Origin of the sequence: Maritimibacter fusiformis (genome assembly GCF_008086115.1) — a bacterium.
GTDB classification, from domain to species: domain Bacteria; phylum Pseudomonadota; class Alphaproteobacteria; order Rhodobacterales; family Rhodobacteraceae; genus Muriiphilus; species Muriiphilus fusiformis.
Window position 1 is genome coordinate 121,402 of the sequence record NZ_VSIY01000004.1, and the last position, 17,491, is coordinate 138,892.

The 17,491-nt window shown below is 66.1% G+C and carries 21 protein-coding genes; 4 read left to right on the forward strand and 17 right to left on the reverse strand.

All coding sequences use genetic code 11. The annotated features are described in order from the left end of the window. The first annotated feature begins 18 nt into the window (after positions 1–18). Positions 19–363 carry a DUF2794 domain-containing protein gene (locus FVF75_RS04620; protein WP_148376687.1) on the forward strand — a complete coding sequence of 115 codons (345 nt, stop codon included), beginning with the start codon at positions 19–21 and terminating at the stop codon, positions 361–363. Here the strand turns inward: FVF75_RS04620 and FVF75_RS04625 are convergent. The 3 genes from FVF75_RS04625 to FVF75_RS04635 form a co-directional block, all read right to left on the reverse strand. Next, positions 344–1,234 carry a C40 family peptidase gene (locus tag FVF75_RS04625; RefSeq protein WP_246137998.1) on the reverse strand — a complete coding sequence of 297 codons (891 nt, stop codon included), beginning with the start codon at positions 1,232–1,234 and terminating at the stop codon, positions 344–346. The two genes, FVF75_RS04620 and FVF75_RS04625, sit on opposite strands and share 20 nt — an antisense overlap. After that, positions 1,231–2,616: a leucyl aminopeptidase family protein gene (locus FVF75_RS04630; protein ID WP_148376688.1), complete on the reverse strand. Its 1,386-nt coding sequence runs from the start codon at positions 2,614–2,616 to the stop codon at positions 1,231–1,233. Before FVF75_RS04630 ends, FVF75_RS04625 begins: the two co-directional genes overlap by 4 nt. A 64-nt stretch (positions 2,617–2,680) precedes the next feature. Next, positions 2,681–2,956 (reverse strand): hypothetical protein, encoded by a 276-nt coding sequence (locus tag FVF75_RS04635; protein WP_246137999.1) that lies wholly within the window; start codon positions 2,954–2,956, stop codon positions 2,681–2,683. A gap of 250 nt (positions 2,957–3,206) precedes the next feature. Between FVF75_RS04635 and FVF75_RS04640 the strand changes: the two genes are divergently transcribed. Genes FVF75_RS04640 through FVF75_RS04650 form a run of 3 tightly spaced genes read left to right on the forward strand, consistent with a single transcriptional unit; the run spans position 3,207 to position 5,475 of the window. Further along, positions 3,207–3,857: a carbonic anhydrase gene (locus FVF75_RS04640; protein ID WP_148376690.1), complete on the forward strand. Its 651-nt coding sequence runs from the start codon at positions 3,207–3,209 to the stop codon at positions 3,855–3,857. Between the two features lie 32 nt (positions 3,858–3,889). Beyond that, complete coding sequence (locus FVF75_RS04645; RefSeq protein WP_246138000.1) at positions 3,890–4,534, forward strand: lysophospholipid acyltransferase family protein; 645 nt, start codon at positions 3,890–3,892, stop codon at positions 4,532–4,534. Then, positions 4,531–5,475 carry a phosphatidate cytidylyltransferase gene (locus FVF75_RS04650; protein ID WP_187392976.1) on the forward strand — a complete coding sequence of 315 codons (945 nt, stop codon included), beginning with the start codon at positions 4,531–4,533 and terminating at the stop codon, positions 5,473–5,475. The genes FVF75_RS04645 and FVF75_RS04650 overlap by 4 nt, the downstream gene beginning before the upstream one ends. A 63-nt stretch (positions 5,476–5,538) precedes the next feature. Here the strand turns inward: FVF75_RS04650 and FVF75_RS04655 are convergent, their stop codons facing one another. The 14 genes from FVF75_RS04655 to FVF75_RS04715 all read right to left on the reverse strand — a co-directional run bounded on the left by FVF75_RS04655 (position 5,539) and on the right by FVF75_RS04715 (position 17,301). After that, positions 5,539–5,757, reverse strand: a complete 219-nt coding sequence (locus FVF75_RS04655; protein WP_148376694.1) for a hypothetical protein — start codon at positions 5,755–5,757, stop codon at positions 5,539–5,541. Between the two features lie 49 nt (positions 5,758–5,806). Then, positions 5,807–6,001 carry a hypothetical protein gene (locus FVF75_RS04660; protein WP_148376696.1) on the reverse strand — a complete coding sequence of 65 codons (195 nt, stop codon included), beginning with the start codon at positions 5,999–6,001 and terminating at the stop codon, positions 5,807–5,809. 81 nt (positions 6,002–6,082) lie between these two features. Next, positions 6,083–6,256: a hypothetical protein gene (locus FVF75_RS17495; protein WP_187392977.1), complete on the reverse strand. Its 174-nt coding sequence runs from the start codon at positions 6,254–6,256 to the stop codon at positions 6,083–6,085. A 315-nt stretch (positions 6,257–6,571) separates the two neighbouring features. Next, positions 6,572–8,206 (reverse strand): DUF4139 domain-containing protein, encoded by a 1,635-nt coding sequence (locus FVF75_RS04665; RefSeq protein WP_148376698.1) that lies wholly within the window; start codon positions 8,204–8,206, stop codon positions 6,572–6,574. A gap of 111 nt (positions 8,207–8,317) precedes the next feature. Next, a complete protein-coding gene (locus tag FVF75_RS04670) occupies positions 8,318–9,022 on the reverse strand; it encodes an ABC transporter ATP-binding protein (RefSeq protein WP_148376700.1) in 705 nt (234 codons plus the stop codon). After that, a complete protein-coding gene (locus tag FVF75_RS04675; RefSeq protein WP_166129447.1) occupies positions 9,019–9,828 on the reverse strand; it encodes an ABC transporter ATP-binding protein in 810 nt (269 codons plus the stop codon). Before FVF75_RS04675 ends, FVF75_RS04670 begins: the two co-directional genes overlap by 4 nt. After that, entirely contained in the window at positions 9,825–10,796 is a 972-nt protein-coding gene (locus FVF75_RS04680) for a branched-chain amino acid ABC transporter permease (RefSeq protein ID WP_222861194.1), read from the reverse strand. The genes FVF75_RS04675 and FVF75_RS04680 overlap by 4 nt, the downstream gene beginning before the upstream one ends. Beyond that, on the reverse strand, positions 10,793–11,659 hold the full coding sequence (locus FVF75_RS04685) for a branched-chain amino acid ABC transporter permease (RefSeq protein ID WP_222861195.1): 867 nt from the start codon (positions 11,657–11,659) through the stop codon (positions 10,793–10,795). Before FVF75_RS04685 ends, FVF75_RS04680 begins: the two co-directional genes overlap by 4 nt. Before the next feature lie 12 nt (positions 11,660–11,671). Next, positions 11,672–12,910, reverse strand: a complete 1,239-nt coding sequence (locus FVF75_RS04690; protein WP_148376704.1) for an ABC transporter substrate-binding protein — start codon at positions 12,908–12,910, stop codon at positions 11,672–11,674. A 74-nt stretch (positions 12,911–12,984) separates the two neighbouring features. Continuing rightward, positions 12,985–14,478 (reverse strand): class I adenylate-forming enzyme family protein, encoded by a 1,494-nt coding sequence (locus FVF75_RS04695; RefSeq protein ID WP_148376706.1) that lies wholly within the window; start codon positions 14,476–14,478, stop codon positions 12,985–12,987. A 24-nt stretch (positions 14,479–14,502) separates the two neighbouring features. Continuing rightward, the gene (locus FVF75_RS04700) at positions 14,503–15,309 is read right to left on the reverse strand and encodes a thiamine pyrophosphate-dependent enzyme (protein ID WP_148376708.1); all 807 of its coding nucleotides are present in this window, start codon (positions 15,307–15,309) and stop codon (positions 14,503–14,505) included. Beyond that, positions 15,306–16,421, reverse strand: a complete 1,116-nt coding sequence (locus FVF75_RS04705) for a thiamine pyrophosphate-binding protein (RefSeq protein ID WP_148376710.1) — start codon at positions 16,419–16,421, stop codon at positions 15,306–15,308. Before FVF75_RS04705 ends, FVF75_RS04700 begins: the two co-directional genes overlap by 4 nt. Then, positions 16,418–16,708, reverse strand: a complete 291-nt coding sequence (locus tag FVF75_RS04710; protein ID WP_148376712.1) for a 4Fe-4S dicluster domain-containing protein — start codon at positions 16,706–16,708, stop codon at positions 16,418–16,420. The genes FVF75_RS04705 and FVF75_RS04710 overlap by 4 nt, the downstream gene beginning before the upstream one ends. Continuing rightward, a complete protein-coding gene (locus tag FVF75_RS04715) occupies positions 16,705–17,301 on the reverse strand; it encodes a 2-oxoacid:ferredoxin oxidoreductase subunit gamma family protein (RefSeq protein ID WP_148376714.1) in 597 nt (198 codons plus the stop codon). Before FVF75_RS04715 ends, FVF75_RS04710 begins: the two co-directional genes overlap by 4 nt. Positions 17,302–17,491: the final 190 nt, after the last annotated feature.

A 17,491-nucleotide genomic window follows, 5' to 3' on the forward strand; every position in this document is an offset into this window, starting at 1 on the left:
TGGCCCCATCCTCAGATCATGAACATGCAGGCCCCGACCCCTTTTCCCCGAAAACATGCCGATGATCGGGTCGCTTTCGACCGGCGAGAGCTTGGCGCGATCCTCGGGCTGTATGGCCGGATGGTGGCAGCCGGAGAATGGCGCGATTACGGCATGAGTTTTCTAAAGGATGTCGCCGTGTTCTCGGTGTTCCGGCGCACCGCCGAGCATCCGATCTACCGGATCGAGAAGCGGCCCAAGCTGCGCGGGCGGCAGGGGCAATATGCGGTGATCGGCATGGATGGGCGCATCCTGAAACGCGGGCACGACCTCGGCGCGGTTCTGCGCGTGTTCGACCGCAAGTTCATCCGCGCGGTGGAGTGATCCGCCGCCGGGCGATGATCGGCCCGTCGCCCTGTGCCGCGATCCGCGCGGCGGCGGCCTCTATGCCTTCCTGAACGACCGCCATCCGGTGCGCGCTGGCATGGATCATCACCTGCTCGTCCAGTGCCATCGCGACGTGACCTTTCCAGAAAATCAGATCGCCACGCCGGGTGGGGCCGGTGGCCGCCTCGCCCAGCGTGATCTGCTGATCGCTGTCACGCGGGCAGGCGATGCCGCAGGCGATCAGCGCCGCTTGCACCAGGCCGGAGCAATCGATGCCGAAGCCGCTGTCGCCGCCCCAATGGTAAGGCGTGCCGAGAAACCGCTCCGCCACCGCCACCGGGTCGGGTTCGTGCTGGTCGAGCGGGCGCAGATGCGCCAGCGGAAGGTAGCCGCCGGTCGTTGTCTTGTGCGCGTCGCGGTCGTCGAAGGTGAAAGGGATCAGCACCGAGGCGAAGTCATCGACGGACTCCAGCACCTCGACACGGGTGCCGAAGGACAGCGGCAGGGGTTCGTCGGCGTTCCTGATGCGGGGATGGTCGATGAGAAGCGATTGCCGCGCGGCGATCACGTGGGTCGCGGTGACGGTCGGCTCCACCAGTGCCGCGCGCACGACATAGCCGACATAGCCGTCGCGGGCGCATTGACCGAAGGCCCAGGTGCCGTCGTCCTCGAGCATGTCGAAGGTCTCGCCCAGGATCAGCTCTTTCTGGCGCGGTGCGCCGATGTCATGGGGCTGGGCGCGCAGCGGCGTGGTCACATGCCCGACCGTCATCGGTGTAGGCGTGACGTAGCGGTCGGCCTCGACGGTGCCGCGCAGCGCCTCATTCGCGACACGGCCGTTTGCCGGGACCAGGCGCGGATCGCTCACGATGGCAGCAGGTCGGGCAGGGCGGCCAGAAGCGCGCGTGCGCCCTGGCCGACGCCGCCCTTGGGCCGGGCGGGCGCGTCCTTGGGCTGCCAGCCGTAGATGTCGAAATGCATGTAGCGTGGCGTGTCGGTGACGAAGCGGCGCAGGAACAGGGCGGCGGTAATCGAACCGGCCATGCCGCCGGACGGCGCGTTGTCGAGGTCGGCGATGCCGGGTTCGATCAGCGCGTCGTAGGGGGGCCAGAACGGCATCTCCCAGACCGGATCGGCGACCCGGGCGGCGGCGGATTTCACGGCAGTCGCGTCTGTCTCATCGGTCGAATAGAACGGCGCGAGATCGGGGCCGACCGCGACCCGTGCCGCCCCGGTCAGCGTGGCCATCGACACCACCAGGTCGGGCGTTTCCTCATCCGCCAGCGCCAGCGCGTCGGCCAGAACCAACCGCCCCTCGGCATCGGTGTTGTTGATCTCGACCGTCAGCCCCTTGCGGCTGGTCAGGATGTCGCTGGGCCGGAAGGCATTGCCGCTGACGGCGTTCTCCACCGCCGGGATCAACACCCGGAGCCGCAGCCCGAGGCCCAGCGCCATGATCATCCGCGCCAGCCCCAGCACGGTCGCCGCGCCGCCCATGTCCTTTTTCATCAGCCCCATCGAGGCCGCGGGCTTCAGGTTCAGCCCGCCGGTGTCGAAACACACCCCCTTGCCGACGAGTGTGAGTGTCGGCCCGGTGTCGCCCCAGCGCAGGTCGATCAGGCGCGGCGTGCGGGTTGAAGCGCGGCCGACCGCGTGGATCATCGGCAGATTCTCGGACAGGAGCGCCTCGCCGGTGATGACCGAGACGGTGGCACCGAAGTCTTCGGCCAGCGCGCGGGCGGCGGCTTCAAGTTCGTCCGGCCCCATGTCGGACGATGGCGTGTTGATCAGGTCGCGGGTCAGCGCCTCGCCCGCGGCGATCGCCTCGAGCCGCGCTGGAACGACGCCAGCCGGTGCGACAAGCTGTGCCTTCGGCGCCGGTGCGTCGTGGTAGCGGGTGAAGCGGTAGCCGGCCAGAAGCCAGCCAAGCGCCGCCTCCTCCAGCGCCGGACCGTCAAGGTCGGACACCAGGTGGAAGGTTGCCTTGGGCAGCTTGGCGCGGGCCGCCGCCAGGCCGAACCGGCTGCGGCGGCGCGCGGTGTCGTCGCCGTGGCCGATCAGGCCAAGTGCATGGTCGCCGGCATGGCCGGGCACCATCAGCACGTCGCCCAGCCCGGCGTCAAATCCGCTGGCCTCGACCCAGGCGCGCTGGGCCGGGTCGAGCCGGTCGACAACCGCCGCCAGCCCCCCCTTTTCGACGAGGAAGAGCGGCAGGGAATCGTCGGTAGCGGCGGCGAAGGTCAGGGGCATGGCGGTCCGGTCCAGGTTTGCGTTGGCGTCAGACTACGCCTTGCGCGCCGGGCCGCAAGACCGGTCAGATCGAAAGATCCTGCAAGTCCCAGATCGCGATCAACGAGCTTTCCCCGATCCGTTCAAGCCGGGCAATCGTGGCCGCGAGGGCGGCTGCATCGGTGCTGTCCGACAGGTCGAGCACATCGCGCGCAACCCGTGCGGTCGAGGTCAGCCCAAGCTGGCGCGATATCGCGATCAGCGCCCTGAGCGTGGCGCGCATCTGGTCGAATCGGTGGGCACGGTATTGCTTGCCGGCCCGCGACAACCCTGCGGCCAGTTCCTCTAGCGCCTGATTCACGACGGTATCCGCCCCGGTCGGCCCGAGATTTCGATACATCGCTTCAAGCTGATCCCGGTCCAGCCGGACCGGTTCTTCATGGCGTAGTCTCAATACGGCAGTCACGTTCACACCCCAATTTCCCCCGGCACCCGCCGCACCATCGCAATCCGAGGTCAAGAAAAGGTTTCCCGCGATGCCATAAATCGCTCGAATTTCATGTAAAACCCGCATAGAAACCGATCAGGGTTCAAGGCCTACAGGGGAGACCATGAAACACGCACGCCCGCTTCCGAATTATCTCGTCCAGCGCTATCATGGCTGGAAGGCGACATCCTTTGCCGAAAACAAGTCGTGGTACCGCCGGCTTGCGTCCGAAGGACAGCACCCGCGTGCGATGATCATTTCCTGCTGCGACAGCCGCGTGCATGTCACCTCGATCTTCGGGGCCGACCAGGGTGAATTCTTCATCCACCGCAACATCGCCAACCTGGTGCCGCCCTACGAGCCGGACGGGCAGAAACACGGCACCTCGGCGACGATCGAATACGCGGTGGCGGCGCTGAAGGTGGCGCATATCATCGTGATCGGGCATTCGAGCTGTGGCGGGGTGCGTGGCTTTTATGACATGACCACCGGGGCCGCGCCGGAACTGACCGAGGACACCAGCTTCATCGGGCGCTGGATGGATACGCTCAAACCCGGATATGACCGCGTCAAGGACAGTTGCTCCGGCGATGACTGCGTCGCGGCGCTGGAGCGTCAGGCGGTGATGGTCTCGCTCGACAACCTCATGACATTCCCCTTCGTCAAGGAAGCCGTGGATGACGAGGTCTTGACCTTGCACGGCTTGTGGCACGACATCGGCGAAGGCGCCTTGTTGTGCTATGACCCCGAAAGCGGGGATTTCCAGCCGGTCTGACCGTCACGACCGGCACGGTGGGGAGGACCGCCGTGATCAAATCGGCCGCAGCCGTGATCGTGGGGCACGCGATCACGCTGTTCATTCGCCTTGTCACCGCGCCGCGGGCGATCTGGGCGGGGACAGAACCCGTGCCGCGCCAGCGGGTCTATTTCGCCAACCACACGTCGAATGCGGATTTCGTGCTGATCTGGGCGGTACTGCCGGGTTTCCTGCGCCGCAACACCCGGCCCGTGGCGGCCTCGGATTACTGGCTCAAGAACCGGCTGCGCGCCTTTGCCGGGCGCGATGTGTTCAAGGCGGTGCTGATCAACCGCGACCCCGAGGCGCGGGCCGAGGACGAAGACCCGGTGGCCCGGATGATCGCGGCGCTCGACGCCGGCGCCAGCCTGATCCTGTTTCCCGAGGGCAAGCGCAACCTGACCGACACGCCGCTGCTGGAATTCAAGTCCGGCCTCTATCACCTCGCCCGCAAGCGGCCCGATGTCGACCTGGTGCCGACCTGGATCGACAACCTCAACTCGGTGTTGCCCAAGGGCGAGGTGGTGCCGGTGCCGCTGATCTGCACCGTGACCTTCGGCCCGCCGGTGCATATCGCGCGCGGCGAGGACAAGGCGAGCTTTCTGGGCCGGGCCCATGACGCGCTCGAAGCGCTGGCGAAGGGGGGCGAGGGATGATTCACGCCGACTTTTCGTCGCTCGTGACCGGGCTGATCCTGGCGCTGACCGCGGCGACGCTGATCGCCGGCGGGCTTCGGCGCTGGGGGGTGCCCGAGGGCACCAGCATACTGGTCGAAACCCTGTTCACTCGGATCAATACCTGGTGGGCGATGGTGGTGCTGCTGTCGCTGGCCGCGTTTTTCGGCCGCGGCGGGGTGGTGGTGCTGTTCGCGATCCTGTCCTTCGCGGCCCTGCGCGAGTTCCTGACCCTGACCGCCAAGCGCCGCGCCGATCACTGGGTTCTCATGTTCTCGTTTTTCGTGGCGTTGCCCCTGCAATACATCTTTGTCGCGGCCGGCTGGATCGGGCTGATGACGATCTTCATTCCGGTCTATGCCTTCCTGTTCCTGCCGGTGCTCGCGGTCCTGCGCGGGGATACGTCCGGGTTTCTGACCCGGGTGGCGGAAACCCAGTGGGGCCTGATGCTGTGCATCTTCGCCGCCTCGCATGCGCCGGCGCTGTTGTGGCTGGAGATACCGGACTATTCGCACAAGGCAATCCTGCTGATCGCCTGGCTGACCATCGTGGTGCAGGCCGCCGACGTGGCCCATTTCGTCGCCCCCCGGATCATGGGCCGGCACCGCATTGCGCCCGCCGTGCCGCATTCGCGCACCTGGGAGGGCCTGGTGGGTGCGGTCCTGATCGGAACCGCGCTGGGCACGCTTTTGTGGTGGATCACGCCGTTCAACACCTGGCAGGCCATGCTGATGTCGGCCACGGTGTCACTGGTCGGCTATGGCGGCGGCATGGTTATGGGGGCGATCAAGCGCGACAAGGGCGTGCGCGACTGGGGCCATCTGATACCGGGACAGGGCGGGTTCATAGACCGGCTCGACTCGGTGGTGTTCTCGGCCCCGGTGCTGTTTCACCTGGTGCGGTTTTTCTGGGCCGCGGGCTAGTGGCCTGCTCGCCTTTCGGGCGAGTGAGGCGGGCAGGCGCGCCGGGCGCCTGCCGTCGCGAAGTCAGGCGGCAAGGCGACGCGGCGCGGCCATCGCGGTGCGCGTCGAGCGGAACTCGACCACGTTGGTCGGCGTCGGGGCTTCCGACCGGCTGCGCGGCGCGTCAAAGGCGCTCTCGAAGATCGAAACCACATTGTCGCCGCGGGTCTGATTGCCGTTCAGCGAAGCAATGGCGGCCTCGCGTCCGCGGCGGGCTTTGTCAAGAAGGGTCACGTTGGTCATCTCGGTATCTCCCGGGGTAAATTTGGGATGAAGGTTCGGTTGCGGACGCTCAGGCGACGCTGCCGAAAGTGCACAGAACGCCGGTGGTGAAGAACACGCCCGAGGCGGTCCGGCGCGGGCGGGTCCGGGTGCGGTAGTCGGCGATCGAGACGACGTTGTCGCGCAATTCGCCGACGGCGGCCCTGGCAGCGGCGCGGCGGGTGGCGAAGCGGGTGCGATCGAAGGCGATGACGTTGTTTTTCATGGTTCTTCCCCAGTATTGTGGCCGATTGGCCGGTGAGTGAGTGGCAAGCTCGTGAGTGGGTTTCGCAGGGCGATCTGTCGGTCAGACCGCTCGGCGGCGGGTATTCTTCTCCAGCGCGTGATCGAAGATGCTCTCGACCTCGGCGCTGCTGATCGGCGGCAGACGACGCTTGCTGTCAGTCTGGTCGACGCCCTTGCAGGGGCGCGTGAAGACCAGAATTTCGGCGGTGTTCTTGGTGTCTATGGTGGCAGCCATAATTTTGTCTTCCGTCGTCTCATTTCTGTTCCGATATGAACAAGATCACCCCTGAATCAGGCGGGAATTCTGCCGAATTGGGGCAAGAAGGTGGCGATTCACCATTTTGACACCTTTTTTCCCTTTCCCGAGCGCCAGAAGACCGCATCGCTGCCACGTTTCGCCGATTTTCGCCACAGATGTGGCACGACGAATCGGGGTGTGATTCTCGCCCGGAACGCCGGATTCGCGACCGTCCAGAACGGAACCGGGCCACAACGCGAAGTTGTGGTCCGGAAAAAACCGATTGGACGCGGCCTGCGAAAAGGGGCGCCGTTACGGATACCAGTTCAGCATCTTGCCTTCGGGCCAATCCAGCTTGACGGTGATCGAAACCGCCTTGGTCTCGCCCGGCGCCAGCGACAGATCCCAGGCTGATACGCCACGCTTGTCGTCGATGTCCCGCTCGTCCGGCGCGGGCTGGGCCGTGACCTTCACCCGCAGATCCTCCTGTTCGGAATAGGTCAGCGGGAACAGCGCGCGCACCTGCTGGGTCTCTTCGGTCAGGTTCTCGACGGTAAAGGTGATCTGCTGCTCGCGGGTGTTGGAGCGCGTGATGATGCCGGCGTCACCCTCGGCATTGCGCGCGAAGATGGTGTCGAGCCGGATGCCCTCGATCGGACCGAACGGCAGCGTGGTCTCGGCACCGGCGGGGATCAGCGAAATCTGTTCACGCCCGACAAGGTGCCCGTCGCGCAGGATATTTGCCATGCCGGGCAGGATCGGCTCGCCGGTCGTGTTGGTCAGGGTCGCCATAACGAAGGCGGTGTCGTCATAGCGCGGTGCGGCCTCGATCGTCGGGTCGGCCTCGACGGTCAGGGTATCGAGCGCGAGCTCGGCCGCCTCGCCCGAGGCAATGGTGACCGGGTCGGGATAGACATAGGACAGCGACAGCCCGTCCACCTGCAACGCGGCCGTGGTCATCTTGGGGTCTTCGACAAACAATTCCGCAACCTCGGCACCCATCTCGCGTTCCACCATAGGGGCCGGCGCCGCGTCACCGCGCATCAGTGTGATTTCGTCGTGGATGCGGGCCTGATCGGGGTCGACGGGCGATGGTCCGACCGCCTCGCCCGGTCGCGCCGTCGAAAGGGTCAGGTCGGCCTCCGACCACACCCGGCCGGTTTCCTGCACCACGATCAACTTGCGCGCGATATCGAGGCTGCCGGCGTCCCGGTCCAGGTCGAGGTCGTAATCCACCTCCCACTTGGCATCGCGGGTCAACTCGGTCAGTTCCAGCGTGACCGGCCCGGCGGTCGCAACCGTCACGTCAACCACCAGCATGTCGTTGACCGCGGCGGGCGGGGCCAGACGGTCGAAGGCGCGCTGGGCGGCCTTTCGTTCGCCCTGCAACTCCTCCAGCGCGTCGAGCAGCGGCCGGAGCGCCGCACTGGCGGCCACCTTGTCGGCCTGGGCGGCGCCAGTCTCGTTCGTTATGGTGTCGAGCAGGGCCAGCATGGTCTCGGCGTCCACGTCCTCGCCGGGTTTCGCAGCCGCGAGAAACGCCAGCCGCGCATCCAGCGCCTGCACCCTGGACCGCGCGGCGGCGATCTCGTCCTCTTGCACCGCGACCGCATCATCGAGCGCCTCGAGCCGGTCGAAGGCAGCGGCCTGCGCCTCGGTGAACAGGGCCTCGCGGTCGACGCTCATGGCCCGGCGGAACCCAAGCGCGCCGATGGCCACGCCCGGCGAGGTCCTGACGCGTGGCAGCGCGGTCAGATCGTCGACGCCGGCATAGGGCAGAAATACCCGGTGCTCGCCCGCCGGCAGATCGACGGTGGCGCGCAGGGTCATCTCGGCGCCCTGCGGATAGACCGTGACCGCCGAGACCGGCGCTTGCGAGAACACCTCGTCGGCCAGCGCGGGGGTGGCGGCAATCAGGGCGATGAGGGAAACGGTTGCGAGACGCATGGGCTTGGACCTTTCGAATTGACACTCGCCGACACGCTAACCGGACGCGGGTCCGGCGCATAGCGTTCGCATGTCGCATCGGCAAAACCCGGCGCGGCCGGTGGCACTGGCTCAGAGCGCGAGGTGAGTTTCCTTGATCTCGGGCCGCGCCGCGAATTCCTGCCATGTGCCGTCAAAGGCAATCCGGCCGGTGTCCATCACCACGATCCGGTCGGTCAGCTTACGGGCGAACCACAGGTTCTGCTCGCACAACAGCAGCCCCATCCCGGTGCTGTCGCACATGTCGCGGATGGTGCCGACCATGTCCTCGACAATCGCCGGGGCGACGCCCTCGGTCGGTTCATCCAGCAGCATCACGGTCGGGTGCGCGGCCACCGCCCGGGCGATCGCTAGGATCTGCTGTTGCCCGCCGGACAGCTGGAACCCCATCCGGTCGCGCAGCGGCTCGAGCATCGGGAACTGCGCCAGCACCGCATCAGGGTCGAGGCGCGGGGCCGAGGAAGGGCGGGCGTGCCCGGCGATCCTGACGTTCTCGCGCACCGTGAGGTGATGATAGATTCGCCGGTCCTCCGGCACCATCTGCAGGCCCAGCCGGGCGCGTTTATAGGCGGCGCTGCGGCCAAGGCTCCGGCCCTGCCAGCTGACCTTGCCCTCGACACGCGGGCCGGCGTTCATCAGCGATTTCAGCAGCGTCGACTTGCCCGCGCCGTTGCGCCCCACCACCGCGACGCGTTCCGTCGCGGCCATGCTGAACGACAGGTCGAACAGGATGTGGCTGGGGCCGTAGAAGGCATTGATGTCCTCGGCGGCGATCATGCGTCCAACTCCTCGTGCTGGTCTTCCTTGCCGAGATAGACCTCGCGCACATGCGGGTCGTTGCGGATGTCCTCGACCGGGCCGAGCGCGATGCGCTTGCCCTGGTTCATCACCATAATCCGCGAGGCCAGTCCGAAGATCACCGACATGTCGTGTTCGGTCATGATGACGGTCAGTTTCTGCCCGGGGGCAGACAATCCGCCCTCGGTCTCGGGCTTCATCACGCGCCGGATCAGGTGGCTGACCTGCTCGCGGTCGACCGGCGACATGCCGGCGGTGGGTTCGTCCATCATCAGCACACGGGGCCGCCCCGCCAGTGTCACCGCCAGTTCCAGCCGCTTGCGGTCGCCGTGCGACAGGTCGGCGGCCTGCATCTTCGCCTTGCCCGCCAGCGTCACGCCCTCGAGCAGCCCCATCGCCTCGTCGCGGGTGGGGGCAGAGGGGCGGATCGCCCACCAGGCGTGATCGGTCCTGCCCTGTGCACGCTTTCGCGCCTCGATCGCGGTCACGACGTTGTCGAGCGCGGTCAGCGGATTGAACACCCGCGCCACCTGAAAGGTGCGCCCCATGCCGGCACGAATGCGCAGATGCGGCGGCATCCGGGTCACGTCCTGCCCGTCGAACCGCACCGTTCCGGCATTGGCAAGCGACTCACCGGTCATCACCTTGAACAGCGTGGTCTTGCCCGCACCGTTCGGGCCGATGATGGCAAAGACCTCGCCCTCGTCCACCCGTGCGTCGATGCCGTGCAGCACCTCGATCGGGCCATAGCTCTTGGTGATGCGGTCAAGTTCGATGATGCTCATTTGTCCGCCCGCCTTTCGGTCAGCCGGTCGATCAGCGCGTTCCAGCTGCCGGCGATCCCGGCCCGGAAGGCGAGGATGACGGCGAGAAGGATCGCCCCGGTGATGATTTCCTGAATGCCGACCAAGGTGCGGGTGGCGTATTCGATGACCATGAAGACGAAGGCCCCGATCATCGGTCCCCAGAACGATTGGAGGCCGCCCAGCAGCGTGAACAGGATCGGCTGGGTCGAGCGGACCATGCCGGACAGTTCCGGCGTGACGATCTGCGCCCAGGGGGCATAGATCGCGCCCGCGCAGCCGGCCACCGCCCCCGAGATCACCAGCGCGGCGAGGCGGCTGCGATGCACGTCGATGCCGATGAAACCCGCGCGTTCGATATCATGACGCACTGCCAGCAGGCGGCGCCCGAACGGCCCGTGCGTCAGCCACCAGCACAGTCCCAGGATGACCGCTGCGGAAACGCAGATGAACCAGTAGTAGGTCGGCCCCGAGGTCAGGTCGATCTCCACCACCCCCAGCGACAGCACCGGCCGGGTGATGTTGGACAGCCCGTCCTCGGACCCGAGCGATCGCGTGTGCATCAGGGTGTGACGCAGAAGCTCTGACAGCGACAGCGTGAGGATGGCGAAAAAGATGCCGGTGGTGCGCCGGAGCGCCACCAGCCCGACCAGCATCGCGACCAGCGCCCCGGCCCCGGCCCCGGCCAGAACGATCAGCAGGAAAAACTGGTCATAACCTGCCCGGATCGCTGCCGCCGACACATAGGCCCCGATGGCGAACAGCCCGCCCGAGCCGAACGAGGCCAGCCCCGCCCAGCTGAACAGAAGGTTCCAGCCGACCGAATAGACCCCCAGCACCAGGGTCGTTCCGACCAGGTAGAGCAGGCCGGAATTGGTCAGGAACGGCATCGCCAGCAAGGTGAGCGTGGCGAGCGCGATCAGCGTGTTGTTGATGCCCGGCCGGGTCAAAGCCGGCTTTCGCCGAGAATCCCGTTCGGCCAGAGAAGAAGACATGTGACCATCCCCACGTAGATCAAGACGCCCGGAAAGCCGGGCAGGAACAGGATGTTGAGACCGTCGATCACCGCCAGGATGATCGCGGCGATGAAGGCGCCCCGGATGTTGCCAAGCCCGCCGATCACGATGGTGATGAAGGCCATGAGCAGAAAGGTGTCGCCGAGCGCCGGCGACAGCGTCTGGTTGGGCAGCAACAGCCCCCCGGCCAGACCCGCCAGCGCGAAGGACGCGCCGACCACCATCCTGACCCCGAGCGGCCCGTTGACGCCCATCAGGTTGCTCATCCAGCCGTCACGGGCGATGGCCACGGCCAGCTTGCCGCTCCACGAACAGTGGATGACATGGTCGAGCACCAGAAACACCGCCACGCCCGCCCCGATGATGAACAGCGAGAAGCTGGGCACGAAGGTTCCGAAGATCACGACGCCCAGGTCCAGCCCAGGCGGTGGATCGACCGAGTGGAATTCGAGCCCCCAGGTCATCTTGATGGCGCCGACGCACAGCAGCATCACTGCGTAGGTGGCAATCAGCATGAAGTGTTCGTCGACATCCTCGAGCTTGCTGAGAACGAAGTGCTGGACCACAAGGCCCAGCACCCCGACCACCAGCCCCGACAGCATCGACGCGCCGATCAGAACCCAGATCGACCCCGGCATGTCGCCGATCAGCGTGCTGGTCAGGTAGGCGCCCAGCATGAAGAAGGCACCATGCGCAAAGTTCAGAATGCGCATGATGCCGAAGATCAGCGTCAGCCCGGCGGCGACCAGAAAGACCGCCATGCCGAGCGTCAGGCTGTTGATGAACGTGAACAGCACGGCCCGGGCCGCCTATTGCAGTTCACGGCCGGGTGTGGCCGGTTCGAGGAAATCGACCCCGGCCATCTGGACGCTTTCGAACACCTCCCAGCCGGTTTCGCTGCTCTCGGACTTGCCGAAGCGGATATAGGTCAGGTCGCCCGCGAACGAATGGTCCTCGGTGCGGAAGGCGACGGTGCCGGTCGCGCCCTGGAAGCTCTGCGCCTCGATCGCCGGGATCAGGTCGGCGGCGGCGGTCGATCCGGTGGACCCGATCGCCTCGGCCAGCGTCGCGATACAGTCGTGAGCGACGCCGACGAACCAGTTGGGATAGGGATCGTCGCGCTTCTCGATATAGGCGGCCAGCAGCGCATCCGAGGTCGGGTTGTTTTCGGCCGCCTGCGGATACCAGCCGGTCCAGCTCCACAGCGAGTCGAGCATCTTGTTGCCCAGCGCCTTTGCCACCGTCAGCTCGTTGGCGCTGTCGCACATCAGCTTGAACTGCTTGTCCATCTGGAAGCTGCGCGCCTGCTTGTAATAGGTGATCGCATCGGCGCCCTGAAGGCAGTTGAACAGCCCTTCGGCGCCTGAATTGGTCACCTGCGAGATCTGATTGCGGAAATCGGCGCCGTTGTAGGGCACCAGGATCGGCTCCTGCATGTTGACCTCGCGCCCGTCGGCGGCGGCCTTGGCGCGCATCCCGGCTTCGAAGGCGTCGGTGATGTCCTTCAGAGATTGCACATCCGAGCGCACCATCGCCCAGTTGCTGATCTCGGGGAAGCGTTCGGCCATCAGGTGGCCGTAGCCGCCGAAACACATCGGCGAGGAATAACCCAGCCGGAACATGTTGCGCGTGTAGTTCTGGTGCGTGATCGCCAGCGACGAGGTGCCGACCACCATCATCGTGACATCGTTCTGCTCGAGCAGCGGCAGCGTCGCCAGCACGTTGGCGGTAAAGGTGCCCTGCGCGAACAGCTTGACGCCGTCGCCGGCCAGTTCGCGGAAAGCCACCAGCGCGCCGTCGGGCGAGTTGCGGTCGTCGCGCACGATCAGCTCGATCGGCTGACCGTTGACGCCGCCCCTGGCGTTGATCAGGTCGACGGCAAGCTCGCAGCCGTCCTGAATATACTGGCCATAGATCTGGCCCGGTCCGCTCAACGTGGTGATCAGGCCGATCCTGATCGGCTCCGATTGCGCGCGCAGGAACTTCGGCGCGGCGGCGGTTCCCAGAACGGCGGTCGTGCCGAGCATGAAATGGCGTCTGTCCAACATTTTGTCTCCTCCCGTGAGTGTTGTTCTTCAGTGTTGTGCCGCCCCGTTCTTCCTCCCCGGGGCGGGCCGATGTGTCAGGCCATGTCGGCCTGCACGATCTGCTTGATGCGCGCGCGCATGATCTGCCCGGTCGCCGGCGTTCGCGGCAGTTCGGGCAATGCGATGATGCGGCGCGGATGCTTGTAGGGGGCGATGCGCCCCTCAAGATATGAGCGGATGGCCGAGACCGGCGGGCAGGGCGTGCCGTTTTCCAGTTCGGTCACCATGCAGACGATTTCGCCCCAGGTGCTGTCGTCCAGCCCGACCACGGCCACGCCCCGGATGCCGGGAAACCCCTGCAGGGCCAGTTCGACCTCGGCGGGCGCGATGGCCTCACCGCCCGAGCGGATCACTTCGCGGGCGCGGCCGGTGATGGTGATGAACCCGTCGGCATCGCACTCGGCCAGATCGCCTGTCCGATACCAGCCGTCCTGAAACACCTCGGTGCTCTGCTCCGGAAGGTCGAAATAGCCCGACATCACCGTCGGCCCGCGCAACTGCAACTCGCCGTCACAGATGCGCGCCTCGATGCCCGGACCCGGCATCCCGACCGAGCCGGGGCGGCGCGAGATTTCGTCGTCGTGCAGCGAGCAGGCACCGCCGAATTCGGTCGAGCCATAGAAAACGCCCCGGCTGGCATTGGGAAACCGTTCGGCCAGCCGAACCATCAACGCCGGATCAAAGCGGGACGTGCCCGAGCCGATGGCACGCAACCGGGTGCCGTCGAAGGCGACGGGGCTGGCGAGGATACGCTCCCACACCGCCGGGATGGCATAGAGGAAGGCCGGATCGTGCCGCGCGATGGCCTCGGCGATGCCGTCGCCGCTGGCCTCGGGCACGAAATGGATCGGGCGTTTGTGCGCCCAGTTCTCAAGCAGGTAGTTCCATCCGGCCCAGTGAAACATCGGAAAGGTCAGAAGTTCGCCCCGCCCGCCGGCGGACACGAACCGCGAGGCCCCGAGATGCGAGCGCAGCCAGCTTGCCCGGTGCGACAGAACCACCCCCTTGGGTCGACCGGTCGAGCCGGAGGTGAGAAAGATCGCGTGCGCATCGTCTTCCCGGGTCGGCGAGGGAGCATCGACCTGTGCGGGCGCGGCCTCAAGTCGTGGGCCGAGTGCGTCCGAGCCGTCCGGTGCCGTATCGCCCAAGGTCGCATGGCGCGGCACGGCGGTGTGCAGAGCAGCCGTCATTTCCGCCCCGCGGGTCTGGTCCTGCACCAGCACCGCCGGGCGCAGGTAGGCGACGATCTCGGCAACTTCGGCCAGGTTGCAGGCGGGGTTGATCGGGGTAAAGGCCGCGCCGATGTGCTGGCTGGCGAAGAACAACGCGATCTGCTCCAGCGTGAATTCGGCCTGCACCGCAACCCGGTCGCCATGCCCGAGGCCCAGATCGCCCAGCACCTTGACATAGCGCCCGGTCAACGACCTGACATCGTCGAACCGCATCGCCTCGTCGCCCAGTGTCGCGGCCAGCGCATCGGGCGCGGTGTTGGCCGCGACGGTCAGGATGGAATGGACAAGCTGGGTCATGGCTGATGGTCTCCGCGTTACCGATCAGTCGTCACTGTCGTCATCGGATGCCGCGCCGGCATCCTTCAATTCGCCTAGGCCATAGACCTTTCCCAGCGATTCCATCATGTATTCGGCGCCTTCGCCGGGCGGCACGAACCAGCCGGTGGGACACATCGTGAGAATCTCCATCAGCGCCAGCCCATGCCCGTCCATCGGGCGCTGAAACGCCTTGCGGATCATCTTGCGCGTCGCGTTGATCGAGGCGGCATTGTGGACAGAGCCGCGCGCGACATAGCCGGCGCCGGGCATCTGCGACAGGATCTCGGCCAGTTGGATGGGGTTGCCGTGATAGCCCGCATCGCGCCCCTCGATGGTGTTCTTGGTGCGTTGCCCGATCACCGACGAGGCCGTCATCTGCCCGCCGGTGTCGCCGAACACGCCATTGTTCAGCATGAAACAGGTGACATCCTCGCCGCGTGCGGCGGTCTGCATGATTTCGGCCAACCCTTCACTGGTCATGTCGCCGTCGCCTTGAAGCGTCCAGATCGCCACGCCGGGCCGCATCCGCTTCATCCCGGTGGCAACCGCAGGCGCGCGCCCGTGCAGGCACAGTGTCGAGTCCACATCCATCAGCATGATGAACGAGCCGTAGCAGCCGTGCCCGAGGATGCAGACGTTGTTTTGCGTCAGTTCAAGCTCCTCGATCACCTCGAGGATCAGACGGATCGCCACCGGCTCGCCGCAACCGGCGCACAGGTGGTGGTCTTCCTTCAACAGCAGCGACGGCTTGAACTCGGCGGTCTTCGTCGCGGGGCGCTGGGGCGGCAGGCTGGTGTCGATGGCTCTCACAGGTATGCTCCCATTCCGGTGTAGGGCAGTTCGGTCAGCGGCTTGCCGGCCAACTGGTCCAGGATGCGGGTGCGGATCACGCGGGCATCCATCAGAGGCCCGATGTTGAGGCCGGAATCGTCGAAACTGATCCCGCCGATCGGCTTGATCCGGTCGCGGCCTTCAACGGCAAGGCGCACGTCGTCGATCATCTGCCCGGCGTTCAATTCGAACACGAGGATATTGCTGGCGTTTTCGGTCGCCGCCTCGAGGGCTTCGGAGGGGAAGGGCCAGAGCGTGACCGGGCGGAAAAACCCGATCTTGTGCCCTTCGGCGCGCAATTCGCGCACCACGTGTTCCACGAACTTGCCGCCGGAGCCGAAGGCTACGACCACGCATTCGGCGTCGTCGCAAAAGCCCTGTTCATGGCGTGCCTCGGCCTTGGCGATCCGGTCGAACTTGTCCGCGATCTGGCGCCAATAGCCGTCGGGCCCGACGCCGGGCCGGTTCGCCTTGCCGCCACCGAAGGTCCAGATCCATCGAGACGCGCCGGTGCCGCCCATGGTGCCGTCCAGCGCCCAGTCTTTCGGGGGCAGCGTTTCAAGCTCCGGCACCGGCAGGGCGGTGCCCATCTGGGTGCGCGCAATCAGGTTGTCGGCCATAAAGATCACCGGCACGCGGTATTTGTCGGCGACGTGAAAGGCGAGGTGCGTGTGCTCGACCGCTTCGTGCAGATCTTTTGGCGCGAAGGTCACGGTGCGATAATCGCCCCAGCCGCCGCCCCGGGTCGCCTGGAAATAATCCTGCTGATTGCGGGCGATGTTGAAGATCACCAGCGGCGTTTCGTTCAGCGCCGCCTCGGCAATCGCCTCCTGCATCAGGGCCAGCCCCTGACCGCAGGAGCCGGTCGCCGCCCGTGCCCCGACCTGGGCCGCGCCCAGCGCCATGTTGACCGCCTGAAGCTCGGAATCGGCATTGATGCAGACCCCGTCGACCCGGGGCAACTTGGCTGCCATATGCTCCAGCAATTCGGTCGCGGGGGCCATGGGATAGCCGGCAAAGAACCGGGCGCCGGCCAGAAGAGCGGCCTCGACGATGGCTTCGGAGCCGTCCAGCAGGCGCATTTCGGTCATCGGATCGTCTCCTCGGTCGCCGTGGTCTCGTCGATGGGGTCGTCATAGCGATAGATTTCGAACACGAAGTCGGGGCAGACCTGCAGGCAGGCCGTGCAGCCGGTGCAGCCCGGCTCCAGGATCGGGTAGAGATACCCGAGGCTGTTGCCCTCGGTTGACATGGTCAGCACCTGCGGCGGGCATGCCGGGATGCACAATTCGCAGCCCTTGCAACGGTCGATGTCGATCACCACGGTGCCGCGCGTGACCGCGCGCGCCGGCGCCTTGTCTTCTGTCCGAGCGGTCATGCCGGGATGCTTTCGGCCAGATACGGCGCCGGGTGGCGGCCCGAGAGACCCTCGGCCCGGATGTGTTCGGCGCCCAGCGCGATGGCGCTGGCGTTGGTTCCGGCATGTTGCTTGCGGTAGGGCGGCAGTTGTTCGGTCATCGCCTCTTCGAGCGACTGAAGCCCGATCGCGCCGGTCAGTTCCGAAAACGCCCCCATCATCGCCATCGAGGCCGACAGCCGGTTGCCCGCCCGGGTGCCCAGCGCAAGGGCGGGGACGCGCACCAGTATGTGCCCTTCGGTGTCGGGCAGCGCGTCCGCGATGGTTTCCTCGGCCAGGATCAGACTGCCGGGACGCAGGCGCGGGCCGACCTTTTCCCAGAACGAATGCGACATCGCGATGGCGGTGCCCGCCGAGGGCAGGTTGGGCAGCGCGCGCACGGGGTCGGGTCCGATCACCACGGTAACGACCGAACTGCCGCCGCGCATGTGCCCGCCGAATTCGCCCGAAAACATGACGTGACGATCCTCGCGCAGCGCGGCCAGCGCGATCGTCTTGCCGATCAGTTGAACGCCCTGACCGCCGATACCGGACACGAATAGATCGAGTTCCAACAGTTCCGCTCCTTGCCGTTTCGACGAGGATAATGCACAGCGATTTCGCATTTCAATGCTTTTTTCATCGTCAGACCGAAATTTCGTCACTGAATAGAAAAACGGTCGAGACGCACAGCAATTCCGACCCGCCGTGGCAGCGGTCAGACCCGCGCAGCGGGCATCGGGATCAATTGGAGGGGTAGAGAAT